At 45.6% G+C, this 26,637-nt stretch carries 19 protein-coding genes; 9 read left to right on the top strand and 10 right to left on the bottom strand.

Features of this window, described 5'->3' with window-relative positions; genetic code table 11:
- Nucleotides 1-33: 33 nt before the first annotated feature.
- From MKY52_RS13780 to MKY52_RS13770, 3 genes are all read left to right on the top strand, one after another.
- The gene (locus tag MKY52_RS13780) at nucleotides 34-837 is read left to right on the top strand and encodes an NAD kinase (protein ID WP_042191633.1); all 804 of its coding nucleotides are present in this window, start codon (nucleotides 34-36) and stop codon (nucleotides 835-837) included.
- 157 nt (nucleotides 838-994) lie between these two features.
- On the top strand, nucleotides 995-2,179 hold the full coding sequence (locus tag MKY52_RS13775) for a copper amine oxidase N-terminal domain-containing protein (RefSeq protein WP_341051786.1): 1,185 nt from the start codon (nucleotides 995-997) through the stop codon (nucleotides 2,177-2,179).
- A gap of 20 nt (nucleotides 2,180-2,199) precedes the next feature.
- Complete coding sequence (locus MKY52_RS13770; protein WP_076285267.1) at nucleotides 2,200-3,639, top strand: S41 family peptidase; 1,440 nt, start codon at nucleotides 2,200-2,202, stop codon at nucleotides 3,637-3,639.
- 128 nt (nucleotides 3,640-3,767) lie between these two features.
- Here MKY52_RS13770 and MKY52_RS13765 read toward each other — a convergent pair whose 3' ends face one another.
- Nucleotides 3,768-4,385 (bottom strand): YutD family protein, encoded by a 618-nt coding sequence (locus tag MKY52_RS13765; protein WP_081951311.1) that lies wholly within the window; start codon nucleotides 4,383-4,385, stop codon nucleotides 3,768-3,770.
- Between the two features lie 347 nt (nucleotides 4,386-4,732).
- Entirely contained in the window at nucleotides 4,733-5,638 is a 906-nt protein-coding gene (gene lipA / locus MKY52_RS13760; RefSeq protein WP_341051783.1) for a lipoyl synthase, read from the bottom strand.
- A gap of 294 nt (nucleotides 5,639-5,932) precedes the next feature.
- Here lipA and MKY52_RS13755 point away from each other — a divergent pair, with 294 nt between their 5' ends.
- Nucleotides 5,933-7,006, top strand: coding sequence for a M23 family metallopeptidase (locus MKY52_RS13755; protein WP_042194496.1), 1,074 nt, complete (start codon nucleotides 5,933-5,935; stop codon nucleotides 7,004-7,006).
- A 170-nt stretch (nucleotides 7,007-7,176) separates the two neighbouring features.
- Here the strand turns inward: MKY52_RS13755 and MKY52_RS13750 are convergent, their stop codons facing one another.
- Entirely contained in the window at nucleotides 7,177-8,877 is a 1,701-nt protein-coding gene (locus MKY52_RS13750) for an alpha amylase N-terminal ig-like domain-containing protein (RefSeq protein ID WP_341051780.1), read from the bottom strand.
- A gap of 121 nt (nucleotides 8,878-8,998) precedes the next feature.
- Between MKY52_RS13750 and MKY52_RS13745 the strand changes: the two genes are divergently transcribed.
- Nucleotides 8,999-10,030: a LacI family DNA-binding transcriptional regulator gene (locus tag MKY52_RS13745; RefSeq protein WP_341051778.1), complete on the top strand. Its 1,032-nt coding sequence runs from the start codon at nucleotides 8,999-9,001 to the stop codon at nucleotides 10,028-10,030.
- Nucleotides 10,031-10,156: 126 nt separating this feature from the next.
- Here MKY52_RS13745 and MKY52_RS13740 read toward each other — a convergent pair whose 3' ends face one another.
- The 4 genes from MKY52_RS13740 to MKY52_RS13725 form a co-directional block, all read right to left on the bottom strand.
- Complete coding sequence (locus tag MKY52_RS13740) at nucleotides 10,157-13,150, bottom strand: carbohydrate binding domain-containing protein (RefSeq protein WP_341051776.1); 2,994 nt, start codon at nucleotides 13,148-13,150, stop codon at nucleotides 10,157-10,159.
- Nucleotides 13,151-13,413: 263 nt separating this feature from the next.
- Nucleotides 13,414-14,079: an alpha/beta hydrolase gene (locus MKY52_RS13735; protein WP_341051773.1), complete on the bottom strand. Its 666-nt coding sequence runs from the start codon at nucleotides 14,077-14,079 to the stop codon at nucleotides 13,414-13,416.
- 151 nt (nucleotides 14,080-14,230) lie between these two features.
- The gene (locus MKY52_RS13730) at nucleotides 14,231-14,812 is read right to left on the bottom strand and encodes a hypothetical protein (RefSeq protein WP_341051770.1); all 582 of its coding nucleotides are present in this window, start codon (nucleotides 14,810-14,812) and stop codon (nucleotides 14,231-14,233) included.
- Nucleotides 14,813-14,830: 18 nt separating this feature from the next.
- A complete protein-coding gene (locus tag MKY52_RS13725) occupies nucleotides 14,831-15,367 on the bottom strand; it encodes a hypothetical protein (protein ID WP_042191654.1) in 537 nt (178 codons plus the stop codon).
- Nucleotides 15,368-15,846: 479 nt separating this feature from the next.
- Between MKY52_RS13725 and MKY52_RS13720 the strand changes: the two genes are divergently transcribed.
- The 4 genes from MKY52_RS13720 to MKY52_RS13705 all read left to right on the top strand — a co-directional run bounded on the left by MKY52_RS13720 (nucleotide 15,847) and on the right by MKY52_RS13705 (nucleotide 23,206).
- Nucleotides 15,847-17,628 (top strand): DUF6385 domain-containing protein, encoded by a 1,782-nt coding sequence (locus MKY52_RS13720; protein WP_341051768.1) that lies wholly within the window; start codon nucleotides 15,847-15,849, stop codon nucleotides 17,626-17,628.
- A 153-nt stretch (nucleotides 17,629-17,781) separates the two neighbouring features.
- Complete coding sequence (locus MKY52_RS13715) at nucleotides 17,782-19,824, top strand: glycosyltransferase (protein WP_341051767.1); 2,043 nt, start codon at nucleotides 17,782-17,784, stop codon at nucleotides 19,822-19,824.
- Nucleotides 19,821-21,242: a tetratricopeptide repeat-containing glycosyltransferase family 2 protein gene (locus tag MKY52_RS13710; RefSeq protein WP_341051765.1), complete on the top strand. Its 1,422-nt coding sequence runs from the start codon at nucleotides 19,821-19,823 to the stop codon at nucleotides 21,240-21,242. Before MKY52_RS13715 ends, MKY52_RS13710 begins: the two co-directional genes overlap by 4 nt.
- A 14-nt stretch (nucleotides 21,243-21,256) precedes the next feature.
- Nucleotides 21,257-23,206: a glycosyltransferase gene (locus tag MKY52_RS13705; RefSeq protein WP_341051762.1), complete on the top strand. Its 1,950-nt coding sequence runs from the start codon at nucleotides 21,257-21,259 to the stop codon at nucleotides 23,204-23,206.
- 26 nt (nucleotides 23,207-23,232) lie between these two features.
- Here the strand turns inward: MKY52_RS13705 and MKY52_RS13700 are convergent, their stop codons facing one another.
- From MKY52_RS13700 to MKY52_RS13690, 3 genes are read right to left on the bottom strand one after another with little or no spacing between them, the layout of a single operon-like run.
- Nucleotides 23,233-23,964: a glycosyltransferase gene (locus MKY52_RS13700; protein WP_341051760.1), complete on the bottom strand. Its 732-nt coding sequence runs from the start codon at nucleotides 23,962-23,964 to the stop codon at nucleotides 23,233-23,235.
- On the bottom strand, nucleotides 23,961-25,163 hold the full coding sequence (locus MKY52_RS13695) for a hypothetical protein (protein WP_341051759.1): 1,203 nt from the start codon (nucleotides 25,161-25,163) through the stop codon (nucleotides 23,961-23,963). The genes MKY52_RS13700 and MKY52_RS13695 overlap by 4 nt, the downstream gene beginning before the upstream one ends.
- Nucleotides 25,160-26,614 carry a hypothetical protein gene (locus MKY52_RS13690; protein WP_341051757.1) on the bottom strand — a complete coding sequence of 485 codons (1,455 nt, stop codon included), beginning with the start codon at nucleotides 26,612-26,614 and terminating at the stop codon, nucleotides 25,160-25,162. The genes MKY52_RS13695 and MKY52_RS13690 overlap by 4 nt, the downstream gene beginning before the upstream one ends.
- Nucleotides 26,615-26,637: the final 23 nt, after the last annotated feature.

The following is a 26,637-nucleotide window of genomic DNA, read 5'->3' as shown; positions in this document are numbered from 1 at the left end:
ATGACTGAATTATACAAAAGGAGCCTGTACATCTTGAGATATTATGTTCTGGACCGCGGTGATGAACTATCAATCAAACTTGCCGAGCAGTTTCACAAGCTGGCGGCGGAGCGGGACCTGCAACTGGATGCCGAGTCTCCCGAAATCGTCATCTCTATTGGCGGAGACGGCACAATGCTGCACGCTTTTCATACCTTTATCGATCAAATCCCCAATCTAGCCTTCGTAGGTGTGCACACAGGACACTTAGGCTTCTATGCGGACTGGCAAGCGGAAGAGCTACCCACCTTAATCGACTACATGTGCGGAACCGAGGATTCTGAGCCTCAGAAACCTCGTATCGTGAAATATCCGTTGCTTGAGCTGGAAATTCACAAGAAATCCGGTTCTTCGTCCCACATTGCCCTAAATGAATTTACCCTTAAAGGGGTAGATGGAACTATAATGATTCAAGTTGACATCAATGATGTTACCTTCGAAATGTTCCGGGGTGATGGGCTTTGTATTTCTACTCCTTCTGGTAGCACGGCCTATAACAAAAGCCTTGGGGGAGCCATGGTTCACCCATCTATAGAAGCGCTGCAGATTGCCGAAATCGCCTCAATTAACAACCGCGTATTTCGAACAATGGGGTCGCCATTACTACTGCCGAAGCATCACCATTGCGATATTCTTTCATGTAAGGATCAGCGCTTACTACTCACGATAGATCATAACAATATCCCAGTAGATGATCTGATTTCAGTACGCTGCCAAGTATCGGACAAGAAGGTCAGTTTCGCCAGGTACCGTCCTTTTCCGTTCTGGAACCGTGTACGTGAAGCTTTTCTGGTTTAAGATTAACCTTCGATCCAACGATTTTCAGTGGCTGGAGATATCCATTTCTCCGGCTTTTTTGTGTGACAAAACTAACACCAACTGATAGACTGAGAGAGAAGCCAAATGGTATAATGAGGCTATTTTACAAAGAGTTACATAAAAGGAGAGAGTACTGTTGAAAAGATTTTTATCCCTCTTAAGCATAAGTCTACTGGCCCTCATACTTGCGGTCCCGGCTTTTGCAGCATCGAAACCAATTGATGTTTATATTAACGGAAGTAAGGTTTCCTTCACCGCTGGATCCCCATACTTAGCGAACAATTCTGTACTTGTACCTTTCCGGGTTGTCTTTGAGAAGCTTGGACTTCAAGTTCTCTGGGATGCCAAAACTGGAACGGTAACAGGAAAAAGTTCAAATCTTGCGATTACCCTCAAAATTGGCAGTAACCGCGCTACTGTTAACGGAACCGTAAAAAAACTAACCACTGCACCAGTTTCCTCAGCCGGCACTACATACATCCCTTTGCGTTTTATCGCAGAGGCAACCGGGGGCACAGCTGTCTGGAATTCTACCAGTAGAAGTGTACAAATTACTACTCCTGTCTCCAAAGGTAAGGACGAAGCAGCCCTTACAGCATTAATCCGTTTGTCTAATCAATATTTCAATGAAGAAAAAGCGACTAGCTTCTACTCCCTTATGGATTCGGAGTACTCTTACACGGAATCAGTGGCCGAACTCAATGAATCTTTTAAAGCTTTTGACATAAAGAATACTATTGATAGCTTGGAAATCCTCGACATTACAGCTGACGAAGCCACTGTGTATACGCTTGAAAGTTCACGCAGAATAGGTGGGGCTTATACTCCAGATACAGAGAATGAATACGTATATACCCTGGTCCGCAAGAACGGAAGCTGGAAGATTTCATCCGTGGAATCCCAAAGCTCGACCGTTCTCCTTACTCGTGAACAAGGTATAAAACCAGCAGCCAACATCCCTCAAAACGATGCGGATGCCATCAAAGGTACTATTAGCAAGTATTATCAAGCAATGAACGAACAGAATCCTACAGCAGTTCTTTCCACGATGACTTCATATGGAGAAGAATATGATTCCTCTCTCAAGGCAGATTTGGATGATTTCTTTGCTTCGTATGATATTACCTATACTCCAGGCATTTCAAATATTTATTATTACAGTGCCAAAGAAGCTGCTATATATGTAGAAAGCAAAGACAAGGAAGCTAGTGAAGAGGAGACTTATGAGCAAGGCCTTATCTATATTCTATCCAAGTCGGATACTGGTGTATGGACAATCGATGACACATATAGCATCTACAATAAACTTGTGAAATCCTAATAAAAAGGGTGTTTGATTCCATGAAATCAAAAAAAATAATAAGTGCACTGTTAACCAGCTGTCTAGCTTTATCTATTACATTTGCTCCACTGGCTTCCGCTGCAGATGCCGCTAAAGCTTCCACAGACAACAGTGATCTTATTAATGAAGTAATGAAGCTATTGGAGAACTATAATCTTTCAGATGTAGATAAAGATATTTTGATTCGCGGAGCAATTGACGGCATGGTGAACACACTGGATGATCCATACAGCCAATACTTCAATTCCGAGGAAGCGGCGCAATTTGAACATGCGGTTGATCTCGAATACGTTGGCATCGGTGTTAAACTTCAATATACGCCAACAGAGCTCTACATCGAAGAAATCTCTCCAGGTTCTCCTTCTGAAAAGGCAGGCTTGAAACGCGGCGATACGATTCTCAAAATCAACGGAATACCTGTTGACGAAACGGATGATTCGGAACTAAGTGGAGCCGCGGGCACTAAGGTCACCCTGCTGATCCTCAGAAATGGTGTCACAAAATCTTATGTTGTCACCCGAAATGAATTGAACTCGACTTCCGTTTTTGGAACCCTCATTGGTCCGAAGATTGCCTATATTTCGCTAAGTGGTTTCACACAGAATTCTGATGAAGAATTCGCCGCTATGCTGAAGAAGATGCGTACAGCGGGAATGAAATCCATGGTGCTTGATTTACGTGATAACTTGGGTGGCTACATGGATTCGGCATACAACATTGCCTCTAGTTTTATGGATAAAGGCATCATGATGTATACCTCTGATCAAAGTGGCGCGTTAACTCCTGTAACGATTACTAGTGGCAGCAAAATCGGTGTGCCCGTCGTAATTCTAACCAACGAATACACTGCAAGTGCGTCAGAAGCTCTTACGGGCGCCCTGCGCGATAACAAGCTGGCTACTGTTGTAGGCACTCGTTCTTACGGCAAAGCGCGTATCCAAAGCCTACTTCCAGTGTCTAATGGCGACATGCTGAAATTGACCACGCAGAAATATCTAACACCTAAAAAAGAAGACTTTAATCATATTGGTCTCGCACCGGATATTGAGGTAAAAGGGAAAACTGCACAGTTGATTACCGCCCTGCAGATTGCTGGAATGAAGACTTTAGAAGTCACCGGAGATCATCATATCTTAAATATCAACGGGGTTCCTTTTGCTGGTAATGTTGGTCTTGTGAAGCAGGGCGATAAAACTTATGCTTCATCGCTGGTGCTGGCTGCGCTTGTCGAGGGCGAGATCACCTGGGATGCGAAGAACAAGAAGGTCATCGTAAAGAGCGGAACAGGCACATCTACCGGCTTTACGCTTTCCTCCAAAGAGGCGCTATCTCAGAATGGTGAGACCTACATTGAATTAAATGCCTTTAAGAAGAAGTTTCCGGCACTCGTATGGAGTTACAATGCTACACAGAAGCAATTGAAATTATCTATAAAATAGATCCATAAGAAAAGGCAGCAATTCTCCAGAGATGGAGGTTTGCTGCCTTTAATATTTGTACATATCTATTCAAAAGAAAAAAGCTGTCTCATTCGTAGAAGGACTCTACTTATGGTCAGCTTTCATCGTTAAGATTGTGGATTTTCTATGTTTTGTGTGTTTTGTGTATTTTGATTATTTTGAGGCTTTTGTGTGTTTTGGGGTTTTTGGGATTGACCTTGTGGTGGTCTGCTTTGAAATTCCTTTTTGGATTTCTTCCCTTGCGAATCTTTACCCCGGTGATTTCGGCTTTGATGTTCTCTCAGAGGTCTATCCTTAGCAGAAGTCATCTCTTTAAATGCAGCAGATGAATTCGAACCTTGCTTAGATGATGTTTCTTTAGAGGAGAGCTCTTTATCTATAGCCGCTCCATCATTATCTTCAGCTTCTAGCTCCGAATCTTCTTCCTCACTCGGCTCTGGTATTTCTTTGATCAGAATATCCTTGAACAAACCTTCTTGTGGTACCTCTTTTAACTTATGCAACACAAAATATGCGCAGCCAAAATTGCAATATTCATTAATATAATCGACCATGCCAGAAATCGCTGTATCCCGATTCACCTTTGGGTGGTTGTCCCGATAAAAACCTTTCAAACGCAGCTGACTGTAACCCCAGTCACCAATAATGTAGTCGTATCTTTCCAGCACTTCGCTATATCTTCCGCGAAACGCCTCCGGATTCCAACCATCCTTATGATCTAACATTAGTTCGTAGCCTTTTCCGCCTATAACGATCAAACCTTTTGTCGCCTGCCTTTCTGTGGGGAGGGTGCGTTGATTATGCCGTCATTTCCGAGAAATATTGGGCTTTCGGTCGCTGTTGTTGATTAATTTCTTTTATTTGAACCGCATTCAGCGGTGAAATTAATCAACAGTGTATGCTTACGATGCTAGCTTTCCTTCGGAAAGCTTTCAGGCGAACGCTAACGCTCCTACAGCTCCAACATTTCTCTCCAATGACTCAAATCAACGTTTTTTATGTGTAACCTAGGGGTGGGGAGCTTCAGATCGCTCCGCTCCTTCAACCCCCTGCTACCTTGAATAATAAAAAATTAACTAGAAGAAACCGCGCGCTCCTCACGAGCTTGAGCGGCAGATTTCACCTGCTCATGCGCACGATAAGAGCTGCGAACAAGCGGAGCTGATTCCACATGGCTAAAGCCACGCTTCAATCCCTCTTCCTTGAGCAGCGCAAATTCCTCTGGTGGATAATATTTCTCCACATTCAAATGCTTTGGAGAAGGCTGCAAGTATTGTCCTAAAGTCAATATATCACAATTTACGGCTCGTAAATCATCCATTGCTTGTAAAATCTCATCCCACTCTTCACCGACTCCAAGCATAATGCTTGATTTGGTAGGAATATCCGGCTTCATTTCCTTAGCTCTGCGCAGCAGTTCCATCGAACGGCGATACTTTGCTTTAGCCCGTACACGGTCTGACATCCGTTCCACCGTCTCGATATTATGGTTAAGAATGTCTGGATTACTGTTCATAACAATCTCTAGACTATTCCGTTCTCCCAGGAAATCTGGAATCAATACTTCAACACTACATAACGGAAGGCGTTTACGAATTGCCGCTACCGTCTCAGCAAAAATCTGGGCGCCACCATCCGCAAGATCATCACGGGCCACACTGGTCACCACGCAATGGCGAAGGTTCATTCCCTCTGCAGCTTCTGCTACACGTTCAGGCTCCTGCAGGTCCAGCTCTGTCGGCAACCCTGTATTCACAGCGCAGAAACGGCATGCGCGAGTACATATATCACCAAGAATCATAAAGGTAGCCGTTCGATTTGCCCAGCATTCATAAATATTCGGACACCTAGCTTCTTCACATACGGTATGTAAAGTTTTAGAACGCATCATGCTCTTGATTTCCTGATAGTTATCACCGGTAGTTAGCTTGATTCTAATCCAATCCGGCTTAGGCTGCTTTGCTGTTTTATTCGTCAAAATAATAAACCCCGCTTCCTCCTGAATGTGATGCTGCAGATGAAAGATGCTGCCTCATATTATACCATGTGCGCTTTACAATTGCCTGTTTTTGTGAAATATGCAGGGCATCTCAACTTCGATTCCGGCGAAGAATTTACTGGTACCTTTAGACAAGAACGGATAAAAAGTAGCCTTTTGCTTCAATCTATAATAAAAGCTTTATCCGAAGTGCCTACATTCAATTCTACGCCCGGACAAAAGGAGGCTGTTATCTTGCTGGCCCTATTTAAGAATACTAATAACCGGAGAACTATGTTATGTCTGTCCGCGGCCGCTATCCTTTGGGGTGGTTTAGGCCTTCCCGTTCCAGCAGCTGCAGTACAGGCTACAGTCCAACCGGTGGAAAGCAGCGGCAATTCTGTTAATGCTAGCAAAGAATCCATATGGTCTGCCCGTAGGGGGATTTATGATCAACTGAGTGCAGCCACTGGAATCCCTTGGTTTAGATTCGCAGCCATTGATCAATATGAACGCACCATCGCCAAAAAAGGTTCCTCAGACAAACCCGTCACCAACCGTCTTACTGGAATCATGATTCCAGCACCCGTATGGTCCGGTCCACTCAACCCGGATCAGGAGGATACTTCTCCTGAATCCATCACTTTCTTTAACGGCTTCGGCCGTGATGGCTCAGGTGATGGAATCGCCGATCCAGAGAATGATGCTGATGTTCTATATAGTATGGCTAGACACTTGCAGAAATATGGTGATTCAGCTAATGATTTCAGCATTGGCATTTGGGAGTATTATCACAATGGTCGTGCCTCTCAGCGCATAGCTCAGTTCGCTAAGCTATATGAGCATTTTGGTCGGCTTGACCTATCAGGTAATGCTTTTCCACTTCCCTTAAGTAATTCTTATTCTTATCGTAGCACTTGGGGAACCGGCAGAAGCTGGGGTGGGGCACGTATTCACGAAGGGACTGACCTCTTTGCACCGCAAGGTATGCCGGTACGCAGCACCTGCTTTGGCTTAGTGGAAACTAAAGGCTGGAACCGCTACGGTGGCTGGAGAATTGGAATTCGTGATATCGAGAACCGTTACCATTATTACGCCCATTTATCCGGGTATAACAAATCCATTTCTCGTGGAGATATCGTCTCACCAGGTGAAATCATTGGCTGGGTTGGCAGCTCAGGTTACGGAAATCCAGGAACACAAGGGAAATTCCCGCCACATCTACATTTTGGTATCTACCGTGACCGAGGGATTACTGAATGGGCTTTCGACCCTTTTCCGTTGCTAAAACAATGGGAGAATCAGGAGTATAGAGACTTAAAGAACAAAAATAAAAAAAGTGCTACAAACAAGGAAAAACGCCTTTAGCGTCCCTAAAGGACGGTCAGCGTTTATGCGAGAAATATAAGGATAATGTATAGCGTGAAACTTATACTTTCTTATATTTTTTTAAAAACCCGGCTTCGCCATCCTTTGGAGATGACACCCGTTTCTTGATGAATAAGGCCCCTTCTTTTGAAGAGAGGCCTTATTCTATTTTAGTACAACATTAAACATCCAAACGGTTCAATGCTCACTATAAGCTTGTTATTATTTTTAAAAGTAGCTCCTGACAGTAAATCGGTAAGCAAATTCTTATCCGAACGATATACATTAAGCTCAAGCTCGTACGCGTTCGGAGAATTATTGATAATTAAACCTATCTTCTCTTGATCCATTCCCCGTGTATAACTGAAGACATTACGGACTTCATCCGTGAACCAAGGACGAAACTTACCTTTTCGTAGAATATCACAGCTTTTTCTTAGGAATATCAGCTCTTGATACCACTTCAGCAGCGCTGTATTTTGAGCTTGCTCTTGCCATACCATAGCTTTTCTACAGTGAGGGTCCGTAGCTCCTTCCATCCCAACCTCATCCCCATAATAGATCATCGGAATACCGATATAAGTCATCTGAAAAAAAACTGCCAACCTCATGCGCTGTATTGCCGTACTCTCGCGGTCCCAGCCACGTCCCCCCTCCTTACACGCTGTAAGAAAACGCAACGTATCATGACTGCCAATCAATTGAAACATAGCCGAATTCGCCTGGTCATTATACAGCGCCTCCTGATGGAGTACTTGCTCCATAAAGCGATCTGGCCCTGTTGACTGCTCTGCAAAGAATTCCAGCACGGCATCCCGAAGCACATAATTCATGCCACCATCGAATTGATCCCCTCTAAGCCAAGGCCCAGATGCATGCATTATCTCTCCAATGAGTAGAATTTCAGGAAATTCAGACTTTAGCTCTTGCCGAAAGCGGGACCAAAAAGCCGGGTTGACCTCATTCGCTACATCAAGACGCCAGCCGTCTATCTCTGTTTCACGAATCCAATACTTGGCAACTCCAATCATATAATCTGCCGTCTCGGGATGATCCATATTCAGCTTAGGCATATGCGCTTCAGCTTTAGCGAATGTCTCATAATTCGGGGCAGGCGTCTGTGTTACGGGAAAAGAACGAATAAAGAACCAATCTTTATATGGAGACTGCTCGCCTTTTTCCATCACATCTTTAAAAGCAAAGAATTGATCTCCCGAATGATTAAATACGGCATCCAAAATGACCTTAATTCCATGACGATGTGCCTCACTGACTAGCGTCTTCAATCCATCTACATCGCCAAATGCAGGGTCGATCTTATAATAATCGGAGGTGTTATATTTATGCTCCGAAGGAGATTCAAATACAGGCGTCATGTAAATAGTGTTCACACCAAGCTGCTGTAGATAAGGTATTTTGTCCGTAATGCCTTTTAGAGTTCCACCATTGTAGCTGCTAGGATAAATTTGATAGGTCACCGCATCCTGGCTCCATAACGGTAACTTCAAAGCCTCAGAATGGTGAAGATATGCATATTGAAAAGAACCTGCACGCTCCCGATTCTCCGACGTGCCCCTCTCTCCATACCAGATATACTGCCCCGCAGCATTCGCTATATGGAATAGATATCTGCTTCTTCTAGTGCTGGTCTGAATAATTGCTTCATGAATCTCATAAATACCGGCCGACCCAATCCGCTCCATCTGCAAAGGAACTTCTTGCCCCGGAGAATCATAACGATCCGAGTGGATTACGGTACAGGATAATTGCTGTCCAGCTTGTGTAAATAATCTGAGCTTCAGGGTCCCTGTACCTACAGGATAGGCAAATGGATCTTCACTTGTATGATATACAAACCATGATTGAGGCATAACTTATGGACTCCTTCTATACTTTTATCGTTCTATCTATCTGTTCATACATCATTAGAGAGACTGCTAAATTTGTGTTATTATGGTTACAAATACCGTTTTCAAGTTATGAGGGACGACGATGAAAGTAACGATTTCTGATATTGCTAAAGCAGCCAATGTGGCTAAATCTACTGTATCTAAAGTACTAAATGATTCCCCAAAAATATCACAGGAAACGAAACAAAAGGTTCGAGAGATTATGAAGCAAATGAACTACACGCCAAGCAGTATTGCTACTGGGTTAGCTAGACAAAGCAGCTGCAATATTGGCTTACTGGTCGATATGTCTAAAGAAAGTGAGTTTCTGAACCAATTCTTCTACAACATTATTGGTGGAATCGAGAGCGTAATTGCACCTTTAAAATACGAGCTGACCATTTCCAATGTGCAACATAGCAGTCCAGAAGGCCATTTTCTAAATAGGCTTGTGTTTAGCAAACGTGTCGACGGTATTATTGCCAACAACTCCGTGCTGACTGAAGAGCTATCTGAAGAATTGAATCAACTGGAGTTTCCTTATATCTCCATTGGAGAGATTATGACCCCCGGAAGTTGGGTTGATTTCGATAATGAAGCAGGCGGCAACATGCTGACCGAGCATCTCATCGAACAAGGTTATTCAAAGATAGCCTTCATAGGCGGGCAGCAGCAGGAAAAAATTTATACACATCGCCTAGGTGGATACTTAAGCGCATTACAGCAGGCTGACCTTACCGTTCCTCAGCAATGCATCATTAACTGCAAGGCTGATGAACATGATAGCTATCATGCTGCACTTGAGCTTTTGCAGCGTGAAGAACGGCCAGACTCTGTGGTGTGTATGAACAGTTATGTAGCCTTTGGGGTGCTTCAAGCCGCAAAAGCACTCGAAATTGATGTTCCATCTGAACTCGGCATCGCCGCTTTCGATGAATATCCGCTGTCCCGATATACAACACCTCCTTTAACTTCGCTTAATATCGATACGTTTAAGCTGGGTGTATCTTCAGGGCAGCTGCTGATGGAGCGCATTCGTGGCAATGATGCGCCCCACAAGCATTTGCTACTAGAGCCAGAACTAATTCCACGTGAATCCACGATGAGAGCTAAATTCTCTGGAGCAACTTCATAATTGGACTACTTTTCTATTGTATCTTCTACAATGAAAAAGCTTCGTACTACTTACCAAGGAGCGGCCCCACACGGGGGGGCCGCTCCTTGTCATGTGAAAGGTATTATGATCCACTCTTATAGCAACTTATAGATCTTTCCAACGCTGCACGGTCAGGTTCACTGTTTGTGCGCCGCCTGCTGGAGTAAGCGTTCGATTGGAAATGTCCGATCCGTTCGAGTTTACCTCCACATTAGTCCAAGCGCCCCGCGTAACTTTATATTGCACCGCTGTTCCTGCTGGTAAGCTCAGTGTGATGGAATACACCCCATCACTACCTTTAGTCAGTTGATAGGCTGGATCCGCTGCATTCCAGCTGTTGAAGGTACCGGTAAGATACACAGGTCCGCTCGCCGGAGTAGACGCTGGAACATTTACACGAAACGTCACACTGTCTGCTTGAGGTTCCCCTGCGCTGATACTTCCGTTCACTAGACTCCAGGTTCCAGCATCAAAATGGTAATTACTGCTGCCGTTGTTATCCCATGTACCACTGCCATTATTAAAGGCTGCGGTCAGTCCGGATGCAGTGCCCAGCTGAATTGTAATCGACTTATATCCTGGGAAAGAAGAAGCTTGAAGCTGTTCACCAGGAGCCGTCGTCCAGACTGTCGCCCCATCCAGCTTGTAATGAATGTAAGAGCTGCTGTAAGCCGTATTCTTATAATAGATCGTTGCAGTGTTGCCAGTCGGTGTAGTCGTTGGTGTTGGGGTTACCGTTGGGGTTACCGTTGGCGTTGGTGTTGGGGTTACTGTCGGCGTTGGTGTCGGTGTTACCGTTGGTGTTGGTGTCGGTGTTACTGTTGGTGTTACTGTTGGTGTTACTGTTGGTGTTGGCGTTGGTGTTGGTGTTGGTGTCACTGGTCCACCCGATGTAATACTTCCTGTTGGCGTATAAGTCCAGGTTCCAGTACCGAATAGATAGTTGCTCCCCCCGTTACTATCCCATGTGCCACTGCCGTTGTTAAAGCATGCTTCAAGCTGGCTGGCGGAGCCGATATTAATCGTTATTTTGTTGTATCCGGCTACTTCAGATACAGGTATAGCCACACCCGGAGATGTCGTCCATGTACCTCCTACTGGGCGATAATGAATATAAGGCGAGGTATAACCTTGCTTATAGTAAATCGTGACACTGTTCCCTGCTGGTGTTGTAATAGACGCAATCGCACTAAGAAGAGATAGATTGCCTGCGGCATCAAATGCTTTTACCGTGTAGTTATAGGTAGTGCTAGCGGATAAACCATTGTCCGTATAGGAAGTAGTCGCCGTTGTGCCTACCTTGACACCATTACGATAAACTTCATATCCAGTTACGCCTACGTTGTCGGTAGAAGCCGTCCAGCTGATCAAAGCGCTAGATGCATTCTGAACAGTTGCCGTTACATTAGTCGGAGTAGTTGGAGGAACTGTTTCTGATGGTTGTTGTTGTTTCGCATAGATTTTGGCTGAATTCGCACCTACAGTTACAGTAATTTGCTTTCCAGTTACTCCGCCTGATTGTACAGTCACTGTATCTGCAGTATTCAGCTGATTATACAAAACTGTTCCTGCAGTCAAACTACTCTCGGCGCGCAGCGGGATGGTTACCGTTTGCGAACCATTAGATTGATTACTAAATACAGAGATAGCTTCTTGACCTTGATTGGTTCCAGTGTCGATACGACGTGAGAAGGCATATAAGTTCTGTGCAGCCCACATTTCACGTTGAGTACCTGTACGTAGTGCTGGGTTATTTTTACGAATTTCATTAAGTTTGGCTACGTGCTTGTAGGTGCTGGCATTTTCATTAAAATAGTTCTCAATCACGTTTCCGCTTGCATCCCGTTTCACCATAGACCAACGGTTCCAAGTATCCGCAATACCGCCTGTCATGATCTGACTGTTGCCATTGCCTTTGTTCTGCTCTGTTCCTTGGAAGACAACCGGTGTTCCACGAACTGTAAAAATAAAGGTTAAAGCATTCTGCAGCTTATCAACGCTTCCCCCGGCTTCCGTTAGAAAACGGTTGCGGTCATGATTGTCGATAAAGGTAACCATGTGATTGGCATTCCCGTTGTAGTAGGAATCCTGTGCCAAGGTGCTTTTGATATTGGACTCAAAAGACTGCTCATAAGCAAAGCTGTTAAGTACGGAAAAGAACATTGGGAAATCGAGCATGCCCCATTCCTTATTGTTTCCGACCCAACGTGAGACAAATTCAGCATTTCCGTCGAAATTCTCGCCAAATGTATTAACGCCCAAATAATTTTGTAGTTCACCAATATCTGTTGGCTTCATCAGCTTGGCAGCATCCACACGCGCACCGTCAGCGCCTGTATAATCAAACCAGCCTTTGATGGAATCGAATATCGCCTGCTTAGCCGCAGGAACATCGAAATCAATGTCATCTAGCCCGCCCAAATCATGATTCTCTAAGTAATCCTGCGCCCACTGATCATATCTTCCATCCGCTAGAGACCAGTTAATATCTCCATTATGGTGGTACCATGCTGGATTATTGAACGGAGCCACTGGCTGCAATGATGGGATATCATAATAGGCTTGGGAACCTAGCATATAATCACCGACGTGGTTTGGCACAACGTCAATCACTACTTTGATGCCAAGCGCATGTGCGGAATCCACAAGCTCTTTCAGCTTCTCCTTCGTTCCGAAGTATGGATTGGCAGCGTTAGGGTTCTTAACGTTGTATCCGTGATAGGCTGTATTTTTACCGGTACCGTTGTTATCCCGGTTAGTCATTTGTGGCTCAGCCACTGGGGAAATCCAAATCGCGGTATAGCCCATATTTTTAATATATGATAGCTTATCGATAATCCCCTGCCAGTCTCCGCCTTTCATATAACGGAAATCTTCCTCAGAGTTTTCTCCATAGCGAATTGCCGCACCAGTAGCATTGTTGGAAGTATCTCCATCATTAAATCGGTCAACCATAATCTGATAAATAGTGTCGTTCTCATTAATCGTGCCGATGCTTGCCGCTTCAGCTTTTTGCGGTGTTAAGACAAACAAATTAATCACGGTAGAAAGAAGAATAGATGTAATTAGAACGGGTACATACCATAACCTACGTTTCATTGCGTGCATCTCCCTCTCTTATTAAAGCGTATTCATAACACTCTAAAACCTACTTCCTTGATTAAAAACCAAGCCCGCCCAGTGATGTCTCTAATGTTTTTAACGTCTTTAACACAAAAAACAAATAATTTTAGGGAAACCGGTTTCCCAACTAAAAATTACCATGATTATGAATGCGTTGTCAAGCTATAAAAAATAAAATTCCCAAGAAAAAGAGCCTCCTTATTGGGGGCTCTTTGGGGTTCATTATTCACCTTATATGCTTAGCTTCCTGCACTCTGAATAAAATGCAATACTTCATTCATAATCCGGTCCTTATCTTCACAATGACAAACCATATGACCACTGTTATCCACCATTATCACCTGTTTTTGGGCTGTAGGAATCGTATGCTGCAGGAAGTCAGCGCTTCGAGTCTTCACCAGATGATCTCGCTTACCCTGCACGATCAAGGTTGGAGTCTCAATATGCGGATAGATTGAAAAACTCTCCCGGACCAATCGTTGAAACTCTCTTGTCGCCCTTGGGGGCGTTGAAGTGAATTTATTAATATACGTTTTTAGCATGGAAAAGCTCCCAAGAGTCTTAAGAATCTCCACGGGATTCAGCGGAAATACGGGAGTGGACAATAAAGTAAGGGATTTGATCCAGGGTTTATACCGTACAGAAAGATGTGAAGCAATAAGGGCACCGGTAGAAAAGCCGATCAGATGAACACCTTCATCCGTCTTTAACAGCTCTGTCAATTCATCTTCAGCACTCTGTTGCCAATCATGTCGATCCGAATGCAATAAATCATTCCTGCTCCCCCCATGCCCTTTCAGGGTAAACGTTCTGGAACGGTAATTATGCTGCTCCATAAACTGGGACAAGGGAGAGATCTCATGCTCACCTCCGGTAAAGCCATGAATAAATAAACAACTTTCCATAATTGTCCCTCTTTTCACATTCAAATCTGACATGCAACTTTATTGTATAATGCCAATCCCCTTTATTTTCTATACATTCCATCCTTTTATGTAAAACCTCAACCCAAGTGATGTCAAGGTTCAGCTCTGTGAATGGTTCGCAGCAAGAACGCTATTGTTCCCACCAAAGAAGACCCAACACTGAGGTAATCGTTAAACCTACGGCGGAGCTGGATGAGGTTACGTTAGCACAAATAGCAGTCCCAGGCGGGACAATGATGCTACCCGTAAAGTTCTGTGTGAAAGCCCCCGGTGCCAATTGATAATTGAAAAGCGTCGTTCCCCCGCTAATGGCTGCTGTGGAAGACTGAACGGTCATCGCACTCGTCGCTGAGCTGCCCAAATTATTATTCGTTGGCGTTAAGGTTGCTGGTGAAGTTACCGTCCCTCCTTTTACAATTGTAAAGCTACCCGACATTGCAGATAGTAGAGAAGAACCGCCAATACTGCCGCTTATACGTGAGATATAAACAGTTTTCCCACTGCCTGAAGCATTACTAATCCGAATAGAAGCGATTGCGGAGATTAGACTAAGTACGACCAAACTAGACGCAGATGTGTTAGTTGAATACAAGACTGCGGCTTGCGAAGCGCTTATTTCAGGCGGCGCGCTAATATCTGGCGCTTGGAAGGTGTTTACCATATCCACATAAAGTGGTTGATCGTTGTCGTTAAATACAAATTGATTAGGCATATTTATCCCCTCCTGTTTCTAATATTCCCACCAGCTGATAGACGTTGTCGCCGCTGATGACCCCGATGCAATCGTTACGGAGGTAGTGATGGAATTTCCGGGAGGAACAACAATTTGTCCTGTAAAATCAACAATGACCGGACCGACCGCCAGCAATAGAGATACTAGAGTAGCCGGACCTCCAGTAGGCGCAGCCGTCGAGGTTCTTGCTGTCATAACACTGGTTAACGCACTGCCAAAATTATAATTAATCGGTGTGACGGTAGTTCCGGTGACCGTAGCGTTCCGAAGTAGTGATAAAGTAACTGCCGCCGTCGCTGAGCTGGCAGTAACACGGGATACATATAAGGTACGTCCGCTTCCTCCCGGATTACTAATCTGAATAACTAACGGGGCAGCCGTCGTTACCGTAGAAGTAAATGGGATTCCAAACAATAACCCCGCCTTAGCTGCTCCCCCCTCAGGAGCTGAATCTATACCAGGTGCAACATACGTATTGACTTGCTCAGTAAAAAGTGGCTGGCTACTCTGATTGAATACTGAGTCGTTCGGCATGAGTTATCCTCCCCGTACTTAAGCTTATTCTATTTTATGCCGCTCTCAGTAACAGGTTGTGGGAATGTGCGTATATTGCTTTTTCTGCCCAATCACCCCCTATTTCCCACCATATATTAATATCACACCATTCGAATGGCTAAGGATTGTCCCTATCGGTTTGCAGCTTATTGGACTGCGGTTTATTTAGGCTCAGGGCTCAAACGACGGTTTGGGCCTTTTCATGGATTGAGTTCCAGAAAGCCCGTAGGAAGTGAATGAAATCCATAACGGCCTGGAGCTTAAAAAGCGCAGCAAAATAAAACAAAAAAAGCAGAGCTAAAACGATGATCTCTTACACATTAAGAATCAGGGAGATCACCCTGTTAGTCTCCGCCTCCACGCTACATTCAAAGGGTATTGGCAAGCAAGAATGTGTATACGTCCAAGCCCAGTCTTTTGGTATAACTCAATCATTTATAAGGAAAGGACGAGGAACTTTGCCTAACTATAGCTCTTTTCAAGCGAATCCTGATAATCTAAGAACGCTTATATTCGGCCGGGATGCCTCGCTGATTGATCATCCGCTCACTACAGATCCAAGCGGAAATCTAACTACGATTATTCTTGATGGTACAATTTCCAGCGTGCTCGGCGCTACGATCACCGCGGGTACTTTGTCCTCCGCAGGAACAGTTACCAACATCCTTAACGGCACCATTACTAGCGTGCTCGGCGCTACGATTACTGCGGGTACCTTGTCCTCCGCAGGTACAGTTACAAACATCCTTAACGGCACCATTACTAGCGTGCTTGGTGCTACGATTACTGCCGGTACTTTGTCCTCCGCAGGTACTATTACTAATATCCTTGACGGCACCATTTCCAGCGTACTTGGTGCTACAATTACTGCGGGTACTTTGTCCTCCGCAGGAACAGTTACCAACATCCTTAACGGCACCATTACTAGCGTGCTCGGCGCTACGATTACTGCCGGTACCTTGTCCTCCGCCGGAACAGTTACCAACATCCTTAACGGGACTATTACTAGCGTGCTCGGTGCTACAATTACTGCGGGTACTTTGTCCTCCGCAGGAACAGTTACCAACATCCTTAACGGCACCATTACTAGCGTGCTCGGCGCTACGATTACTGCCGGTACCTTGTCTTCCGCAGGTACCATAACCAACATCCTGGATGGCACCATTACCAGCGTGCTCGGAGCTACCATTACTGCGGGTACTTTGTCCTCCGCAGGTACTATTACTAATATCCTTGACGGCACCATTACCAGCGTGCTCGGAGCTACCATTACCGCCGGTACAATCACTAGTGTGCTTGGGGCAACCATAACAGCAGGTACGTTATCATCCGCCGGAACAGTTACAAACATCCTAAACGGCACCATTACTAGCGTGCTCGGCGCTACCATCACAGCTGGTACTTTGTCCTCCGCAGGTACTATTACTAACATCCTTGAGGGCACCATCACTAACGTGCTCGGAGCTACCATCACAGCTGGTACTCTATCTTCCGCAGGTACAGTCACCAACATCTTAAACGGTACCATTACCAGCGTACTCGGAGCTACCATCACAGCTGGTACTCTATCTTCCGCAGGTACAGTCACCAACATCTTAAACGGTACCATTACCAGCGTACTCGGAGCTACCATCACAGCTGGTACTTTGTCCTCCGCAGGTACTATTACTAACATCCTTGAGGGCACCATCACTAACGTGCTCGGAGCTACCATCACAGCTGGTACTCTATCTTCCGCAGGTACAGTCACCAACATCTTAAACGGTACCATTACCAGCGTACTCGGAGCTACAATTACTGCCGGTACTTTGTCTTCCGCAGGTACAGTCACCAACATTCTTAACGGCACCATCACTAGTGTGCTCGGAGCTACGATCACAGCTGGTACACTAAGTAGTGTCACTTCTATTTCACAACGCAGCTTTATAGAACAAACCTCTACAGGTATTGCGACTGCTAACACCTATACACCTCTACCAGCCGTTACTACGAGCGTACTGGGAACGTATTCCTTCTTCATTAACAATACTGGGGCAAATCCGGTCAACACACGTGTGGAAATCAGTGCTGATGGAACGAACTATTTCGTCGATACCACGGGGGATAATCCTTTAGCAGCAGGCTCTATCGATGTCATAGTGCCAGCCAGATTCCTGAAATATACCCGCCTATCCTATCAATCAGCCAATTCAGGCTCTGCATCCACGATCAATGTAAGTTTCAATGCTCAGGGCACGTAATCCAGATGACCATCATATGTTGTAACAAGAAAGAGTACATGGATATCCATGTGCTTTTTCTTTAACTATAAGGACGCCGAAGGCGTTTATGCTTGTGTCAGCAGCTATACATATGTGCAACAAACACATAATGCTTTTCAAGGAGGAACAACCGTGAATAATATTACGCTTGGCGTCCACCTCATCGTAAAAGATGAAGCTGATCTCCTGCCTCACTGTCTCGCAAGCGTAGCTGGTGCTGACGAAATTGTGATGATCGATACGGGCTCTACCGACGAATCCATAGCTATTGCCGAAGCGCACGGGGCTAGAGTCTTCCAACGGGAATGGACAGACGATTTCGCGGCAGCTCGTAATGAAGGGCTCGTTCATGCCTCAACAAATTGGATTCTTATCCTTGATGCCGATGAGTGCTTGCAGACCCCACTTACAGAACTCCGCAGACTTCTGCAGAACACACAAGCTCAGGCTTTTACAGTAAACATTGATAATTGGGTTGGCGTACGACCTGAAGATAAGGTAAAACACAGTGCAGTCCGCTTATTCCGAAATGGACAGGGTTATCAATATAGTGGAAGAATTCATGAGGGAATTGACACTTCAATCCTTAGCAAACATAACCTCTCGGCGATTGAGCACAGTCAACTTGAGATTATACACTTTGGATATTTACCTGAAATCATGACACGAAAAGATAAAATCAATCGAAATAGACACCTGCTGCACCTCGCTTTAACCGAATATCCGGAGGATCCTTTCCACTCCTATAACTTGGCAGTAAATTGCTGTCAGGACGGTCGTCTTCTGGAAGCTGAGACGTTGCTTCGTCAAGGCCTTCACCATGTAGCACTCGAAGCTTCCTATCGTCCTACGATGATTAGGGATCTCTGTAAAATTTATCATGCTCAAGGAAAAATGAATGCGATCGACCCCTTGCTGATGATTGAACTGGAGCGTTATGGCGACTACCCTGATTTGCATTTTTTGTTAGGGCAATCTTTGGAGAGCCAAGGCCTTTTGGAACGTGCGCTATTAGCTTATCAACATGCAGAGTCCATTCCAGAACATGAGGTATTTAGCGGAAAATATGTATCTGAACAAGGAATGAGTACCTTTCGCCCCCTATACCGGATGGGTTTAATCTCACAGCGGCTTGGTCTTCTTGAGGATGCTGCGAGATTTTTTCATCGTGCACTTCAACACCATTCTTTATATACGCCCGCCTTGCAGGGGATTGCTGCTGCTTTTCAACGCTTAGCTGTACCCGATGAGGAAATCGCCACTTTACTGATCCAACTCGTCCCCCCAACTACCTCAATCAGTAGATCCGCGATCATTGAAAGTTTATATGAGATAAATGCTTATGAGACCATAACCACCTTATCCCGAGATATTTTTCCACTGGAATTGGATACTGCATATAGAATCATCTCATCACTCATCATCACCGGCAAGCTAGAAGACGCGGGTACAGCTATAGGGCAGATGACCTCACTAGCTTCCCAAGATCATCTTGGTTTAGAGCATCAAAAGCAGTGGTATACTCTTTGGGCCATTTGCCAATGGGAACGATATGGAGAATTTAAAAAGGACTTGCTCAACCATACATCAGGTGAACTTCGTTCTGGACTGGAATACATTGAGCGATCCCAACGCCAACAAGTGACATGTCCGGTAGAAATAGAGGTAGATCACATATATTCCTCATTCCTTTCCGACCTCATCGGGCAATCCGTAAAGCTGCATCAGCTCACACTTAGTCATACTTTAGTGGACCTGTTCCCTGCTTATCGATCTGAATTTGCCACAGCATTATATAAAGAAGGGAATTGGCAGGCCGCAGGAGAGGAATTTATTGTACTTGTTCGTGATAAGATCGCCGATGCAAGCGTGCTTTTTTATATTGGTGAGATGATCTTTGACAAAGGGCATTATTCCGAAGCCAGTGAATGGTTTCAGCAAGCGCTGGAACAAGAGCCTGAGCATGAATCCGCAAGGATCGGCTTATCCCTCTGTTATCTTCAGCAAGCGAAGCTGAGTATGGAAGACGCTATACAAAGTTTAAATGATGCCCATGCTCATGGCCCATTGCAGGAGGATATCGGAGCTATCCGTAAATCCATTACCTTGCTGAATCGTACACCTTGGCACACTCAGTGGAGCTTCCGTCAGAGCGAAGGGAGGTCATCCCTATGAACCGTTCAAGAAGAAAGCCACTAATTTCCTTATGCATGATCGTTAAGAACGAAGGAGATAGCTTGAGCCAATGTTTAAAAAGCGTACGCGGAGTCGTCGATGAGATCATTGTAGTCGATACTGGATCCACCGACGCTACGGTTCAAATTGCCCTAAGCTTCGGGGCCAAAATCATACAACACCCTTGGAGCGGCGACTTTGCTGCTGCCCGCAACGCAGGTCTCCAGCAGGCCCATGGACAATGGATTCTTGTTCTAGATGGAGATGAGGAATTAAGTGAGGAGAGCAAGGGAGAATTACTGCTATGTGCCGAGCATATGGAGTACGAGGCATTTTTCCTACGCATTCATAATCATAAAGGGCTAACCCCCGCTTCACAGACGATCACCGTCAATCCGATTATTCGGATGTTTCGTAATCGCCCTAAATACCGGTTTAGCGGTATTATTCACGAACAGATCGCTGAGGCTATCATAACAGCTACACCCCAGGCACCGATGCATTTGACCACTGTAGTCATCCATCATTATGGTTACGCAGAAGGGATAGTCGTCAAGAAAGATAAAATTAAACGAAATGTCGAGCTGCTGAAAGAGCAGCTAAGGTTAAATCCTAAAGATCCCTTCCACCATTTTAATATGGCTGTTGAGTATATGCGTCTGGGGGAGTATCAACCTGCTCTAAAACATATCCAACAATCACTAGAAGAGGCACCGCCTGATACAAGTTACATCCACCTGCTGCACAAATATGAAATTCGTTCGCTTGCAGAATTAAAAGATTACCCTGGGGCGCTTGCAGCTTGTGACCGTGGGATTAGCTCACATCCGGATTACCCAGACTTAGCTCATATCAAAGGGGCTCTACTCTTACAATTAGGTGCCTTTGCAGAAGCCAAAGTATCGTTGCTACAAGCGCTGGTCATCGGAGCTGCTCCTCCCGGCTACCATACTGAGGCTGGATTCGGTTCATATTTAACCTATTATATGCTGGGTCAATTATGTGAAGAGATGGGTGATGAGACCGAAGCCATTGCTTGTTACACCAAAACCGCACAGCTTCATCCCGAACCGACTCCCGTCATTGCCCGGCTACTACGAGCCCTGAAATGTGCAGGTCGTGAGAGTGAGATTTACGGTTGGTTCCACGCTCATCTGCCAGACTACACAGTGACTAAGAGCAGGATTCTCCTAGAATTATTACAGAGTGAGGGATGTAATGAAGCAGCCGCACAGCTGATAAATGCCACAGAGCAGCCCATTTCTATAGAAGTGGCATTTAATCAAGCATCTGAGCAGGGGCGTTCACAGATTGTGTTAGCGGATCGTCTGCTTGCTTCATTATCCTCTTCTGCTACCTATTCACCAGCGGTCAAAAGAGTACGCCTAGCTCTTCCGCTTCCCAAAGTTTCAGAATAGGAGGGACGTTTCCTATGACCACACCCGATATCACACTTTGTATGATCATTAAGAATGAGGCGAACCACCTGGAGAAATGCCTGTCCTCTGTGCAAGGAATCGTATCAGAAATCATCATTGTGGATACCGGGTCTGAGGATAATAGCATAGACATAGCAACTAAGTTCGGTGCAAAGATCATCGATATGACTTGGGAGAATGATTTCTCGAAAGCACGAAACCTAAGTCTGAAGCATGCAACTTCCCCTTGGATTCTAGTACTTGATGCCGATGAGGCTGTAGATCATTGGAGGAGGGAGCAGCTCCAGCACCTGCTGGACGCAGCGCATATTCACGGATATTGGCTACCCATTATCCACTATATCGGTGACGCCCCTGAAGCGGATTTTGTTACCGATCATGTCTGCCGCCTGTTCAGAAACGATAAAAGAATCATCTTTCGTGGAATCATTCATGAGGAGACGGCCAGCAGCATTTGGGAGCTTCCTGCGGGGGAGATTGCTTACGCTGAATTGCGTATTTATCACTACGGTTATTTAGAGGATGAACTACAGCACAAAAATAAATACCAGCGCAATTTAGCTCTCATCAATAGTGGTCTGCAGCTTCAACCGAACCATCTCATCCTTCGTTATGCACTAGGGGTAGAGCATTATCAACAGGAACAATATCATGCAGCGGCAGATGTACTTCTTCCATTACTCGCTGATGTTCCAACCCAATCCGGGTATGCCTCCGATATTTATCTAAAGACTGCCTATGCCTTACAACGATGTAACAGGCAGCAGGAATCTGAGGAAGTTTTTCATGCGGGGAGCTTATTGTTTCCTGATTTCACTGATTTATTAGAGGGCTATGCTGCTTTGTTGCTCGAACAAGGACAGCTTAGACAAGCTAGACACTTCTTGCAGCAAGCACTGAAGAGCGGGTATACAGCACATCCATATCCATCTTCTTCGGGAAGTGGAACGTATCGAACAGAACTACTAGCGGGCAGAGTATGCGAGAAGTTATTTCTATATCCAAACGCGCGGAAACACTACGAGGCTGCTATACAATTCAAACCAGATTATACGGATGCGTGGAAACAGCTTGTCCCACTAAGCCTGCTATCTGGAGAGAGGTTAAGTCTGATCGCATTGACCCGCTACCATATCCACGCTCTCTCACCAATTACCTTAGGCTATCTTGTGCCCGCGGCGCTCAATGCTCGTGACTTTGAATGGCTGTTCACTCTCTCTTTTGCTTCGCAGCTACCGCTAGCCGTTCAAATCATTGTGCAGGCTTTCCTTGCTTGTATTCAGCAGCAAGAGGGGGAACACACCCTCGCACCGCTTGAGCAGCTGCTTCATAATCCATCTGTTCTTTCCGAACGTTCATCTATACTCGGTTATCTCTGGGCTTTGTCTTGCCGTGCTGGAGATACTGAATCAGCCATGAAGTGGCTTATCTCCATATCGCCATACAGACCGGGGATGCTAACAATTCATCATATCTTAACAAGTCGTTCTGACATTAAGCCTGCTCTTCCTGATCTGAGCTATGCTATACAATTGCTGCTTCAGGTCGGTGCTTGGGATAGTGTATTATCGCTTTATCGACAATCAGAGGGCTCTTTATTCCAGTGGTGCAAACTGCCACAGCCCTTATACTATGGATTGCTTGAGGCTCCTATCCCCGTAAAGAAACAGTGGTGTTCCATCTATCTCAGTCAAACCCCTCATTATAATGCTTCGACGGACTGCGCCGAATGGCTTTTATATGTGGCAATAGCTTGCTCCTGTGGGGAAACTCCAAAGATCGCTCAATCAGATGAAATGGCTTTGCGCAGAATCGGGGGAACTACCGCTGAAGTCGGTCTCTCATACTACAAGCTCATACTCGCGGCAAAAGCTTATCCCCATGGGATTTCCTCAGGTCAAATCCCATGGGGGCTGCTCGTCAGATCTGCCAGTCAGACCTAACCGACTGGCAGATTCGGATTTCAGAGCTATTCTTTCCATTCGATCAAATGGGGCTGCTCATCTAGAATGGACTGGTACTGCTCCAGACTCCCCCAGCGCCCCTCTGGATCAAGTTCCATATAACGTGAGTATTTAAGTCGAAGCTCTTCCGGCGGAACCGCCCATCCATAATGCTTCACCCGCAGTTCGGCAAGAAAACCCGGCAATACAGAGTAAGAAAGCGGCAGCCTAGGAACATGATGATCCATTTTCGGGAAGAAATAATGAAAATTCGGCAAATATCGGACAAGTGTACGAGTATGCTTCGTATGGATATTCCAATGTTCATCTTCACGATAATGGGTGGTGCCACCCCAGAAATCAAATAGCCGGAAAGATACCCAGTCATACACATCCTGATCAATCAGCCGTCTCATCTCCCGTTTAGCTGCCTCTTCATAGAACTCATCAGCGTCTACAGACAGGAGCCAATCCGGATTCGTAGATACCGCCAAATCCCATAACATCTGCCTAAGCTCCCACTCACGATTAAACAAGGAGGTCTCCAGTGTCACAAGCTTCGTAACCTTCGCAAAAGAACGACATAACTGTGCCGTATGATCTGTACTTCCATCATCAACAACTACAATATCATCCACGAATTCACTCAGTTCTTCAAGCACCTGCTCCAGATACCTTCCAGCTTCGTTTCGAACCTGCATCATAGCGGTCAAGCGGTTACCTGCTGTTTTGCGGAGAGGCCATCTATGACTACTCATCCCTCCACTCTCCTTTTCAATCGTTTTACAGCCTCTTCTAGATCTGCCATCTCTGATAAAAGCGGCCACGCCTGATTGTCTTGCCCTGCCGCATTCAAGAAGCTGCGTATAGCTTCATGTCGTCTGCCATGTAGCAAGTGTATTGTGCCTTCTATAACCCCATCTACACTTCCCTCCAAATCTTGCTGAAGCTCTAACGCTTTCTCCCATTGGAAGGTCCGAATATAATTCTGAATCAATAACATCTTCGCCTCTGAGGTAGTGAGCGAACTCAGAATCCGTACTGCCGCAGCTTCATCCTCATTCAAGCGAAACAGCTCTGCCCGAACAAGTTCGTACTGCCCGGAGTGAAGCCAGCCCCGCAGCCTTTCCGCATCCCGCTTCTCCTCAGCTGTAAATGCCGTAATTGTATATTGTTGAACAGCTGTTTCCAAATCCCCAGTCTTACTCTCTATAGCCGAAAAAAAGCGAAAATGTGAATGAAGGCAATCTAAATATTCATACAGCACCATGAGCTCAAAGGATTGCGCCAGATAGCGGTTTGCTACGGAATCCCCCAACAAGTACAGATAGGAAGCTGCCAAGTAATGTACAACAGGTTGACTGGGCAGCTTAGCACACATGGAAATGTAATAGTCCGCCCGCAACTCAAGCTGTATAGTAACCCAATCAGCAGGTGATATCGTTGAATCCTGCCACAAGTTCACTATGGCCTTCCTCCACAGCACCTCATAATCCGTAAGAAAATACAGCCGATCTCCCTGAAAGGTAGCTCCATAGGATTCCTGCTGATCCCCGCCGAGATAGAGCACACCTTCCCTGCGTAAGCTCTGCTCTAAATATATCCGTTCAGATCGGGTGGCTACAAGGTCAGCCTTTGCGCCAAGCAAACCGCTGTATTTATCCCATAACCACTTCTTTTCTTCTTCCGGACAACGTTCTAGCAGAGCCACTACATAAGCTGCCTGCAAGGAGAGAACCTCTGAGAGCCAATAAGGAGAAGAGACAAGAATCGTATATTGCTTCATGTTCAAAGAATAAATATCTGCAGCCGCAACTGCCCTAATCTGATTGTTAGTCTGCTGCTCACTGGTCATTCGTCCAGCAAAGCAGACCCCTTCCCGGTCGGGAAGAAGCTCTAGCAATCTTTTATATTCGTAGTCCTCCCAAGAACCTCCGCTTAGAATTAAATATTTCATGGGTGTGCCTCCTTGGAATCGGACAAATCCCCAATATAGCCTATTACCAGAGAGGCATTAGGGTGAAGCAGCAATTGACGGGAAGTAAACTTCCTATTGCTAATCATCCCAGGCAAGATCCCTCCTTTGTAAGCGACACGTTCAAGAGGTAGCGTGAGCGCTGAATCTCCCTCTGCAAGCAAATGAACCCCCGCTTCCTCCATTTCAGTCGATAAACTTACGATTAGATCAGCGGAGCCTTGGGTTATGGCCTTCACCACCCGCTCAATATAATGTTTCTCATATTGGATAGAAGTGGACAAATACAGAATGATCTCACTCTCATATAATGCAGATGCGTTCTTTAACGCCCGTAGCCATACATCCTCACCATGAACCGTTATCACTACATCATGTTCGCTAACCGGAAAGTCAGGAGCAGCGTCCACCAAAGTATCTCTGATCCAAATCCAGCGAATAGACTTGTAGCTCTGCTGCTCCCGTGCAGCTATCCATTGCTCCTTCAGCTCATCACAATTCCAAGCTTCATCACAATACACTATGGCCGTTACCAACGGAGAAGCTAAGGGTATCCTGCCCAATGGTATAACCGGCTGTGGAAATTTTAAGGATTCAGTAGGCGGTACTAAAAGTTCTTCGTTCTCTATCCCGCTTTCAAGTGCCCATTTCTTGTAGTATGTCTGCCAGCCATTCGTCTGTTTGGATTCGTCCTTCGTTCTCAGGTATCTATCCAGTGACTGAATAGCATGAACATACACAGCTTCACTCAGTGCCAGTTTCGCTCCAATCTGCCGCGCTCGGAGACACCAGTCAGCTATCATGAGATGCCGCCCTTGAAGCGAGGTGTCAAAGCCGCCAATTCGCTGAACCAATTCCTTAGTGAATAGAAGACAAGATCCGGTTAGCACTTCCACCTCGCGCCATTCGCCTTGATACCGCCCAAGACTGTAGCTTACATGCTCAGCTAATTCATGATGAGTACCAAAGTGAAGCCGTTTCTTCCCTTCCCCCCTCTCGGTAGATGAACGCGGAGCAATGACTCTAACGGAAGCATCATCAAAGGAAGCCCACATTAACTCGCTTAACCAGCCAGGCGATACCATAATCGAATCTTCAAGCAGAACAGCAAAGGTGGTCTCGATATGGGCCAGAGCTAGGTTGGGCATATACTCCTCCTTCTCATAGGGTAGGAAGAGCACTGGTTCCTCTGGCGAGAACTGTCTTGCTAATACCTCCATGGGGAAATCGGGCGTCATTGAAACAGCAATAATGCGCACAGCCACTCCCGAGTGACGCAGCAGCAGGGGTAAACAGACCCTGGCACATTCCATACGGCTAAGCTCAACTACAATAGAAATCCCATCTTCACTTGGCAAGGGTAAAAGTCCGGCACGTTCAAGGAAACCATATCTCCCTGCCAAGCGTTCCATATTCAGCGATTCATGTGACATTTGGACTCACGCTCCATTTATTT

It is taken from the genome of Paenibacillus sp. FSL P4-0184 (assembly GCF_038004625.1).
Lineage (GTDB): Bacteria > Bacillota > Bacilli > Paenibacillales > Paenibacillaceae > Paenibacillus_AQ.
The sequence above is the reverse complement of the archived record's forward strand: the minus strand, read 5'-3'. Positions and strand labels throughout refer to the sequence as shown.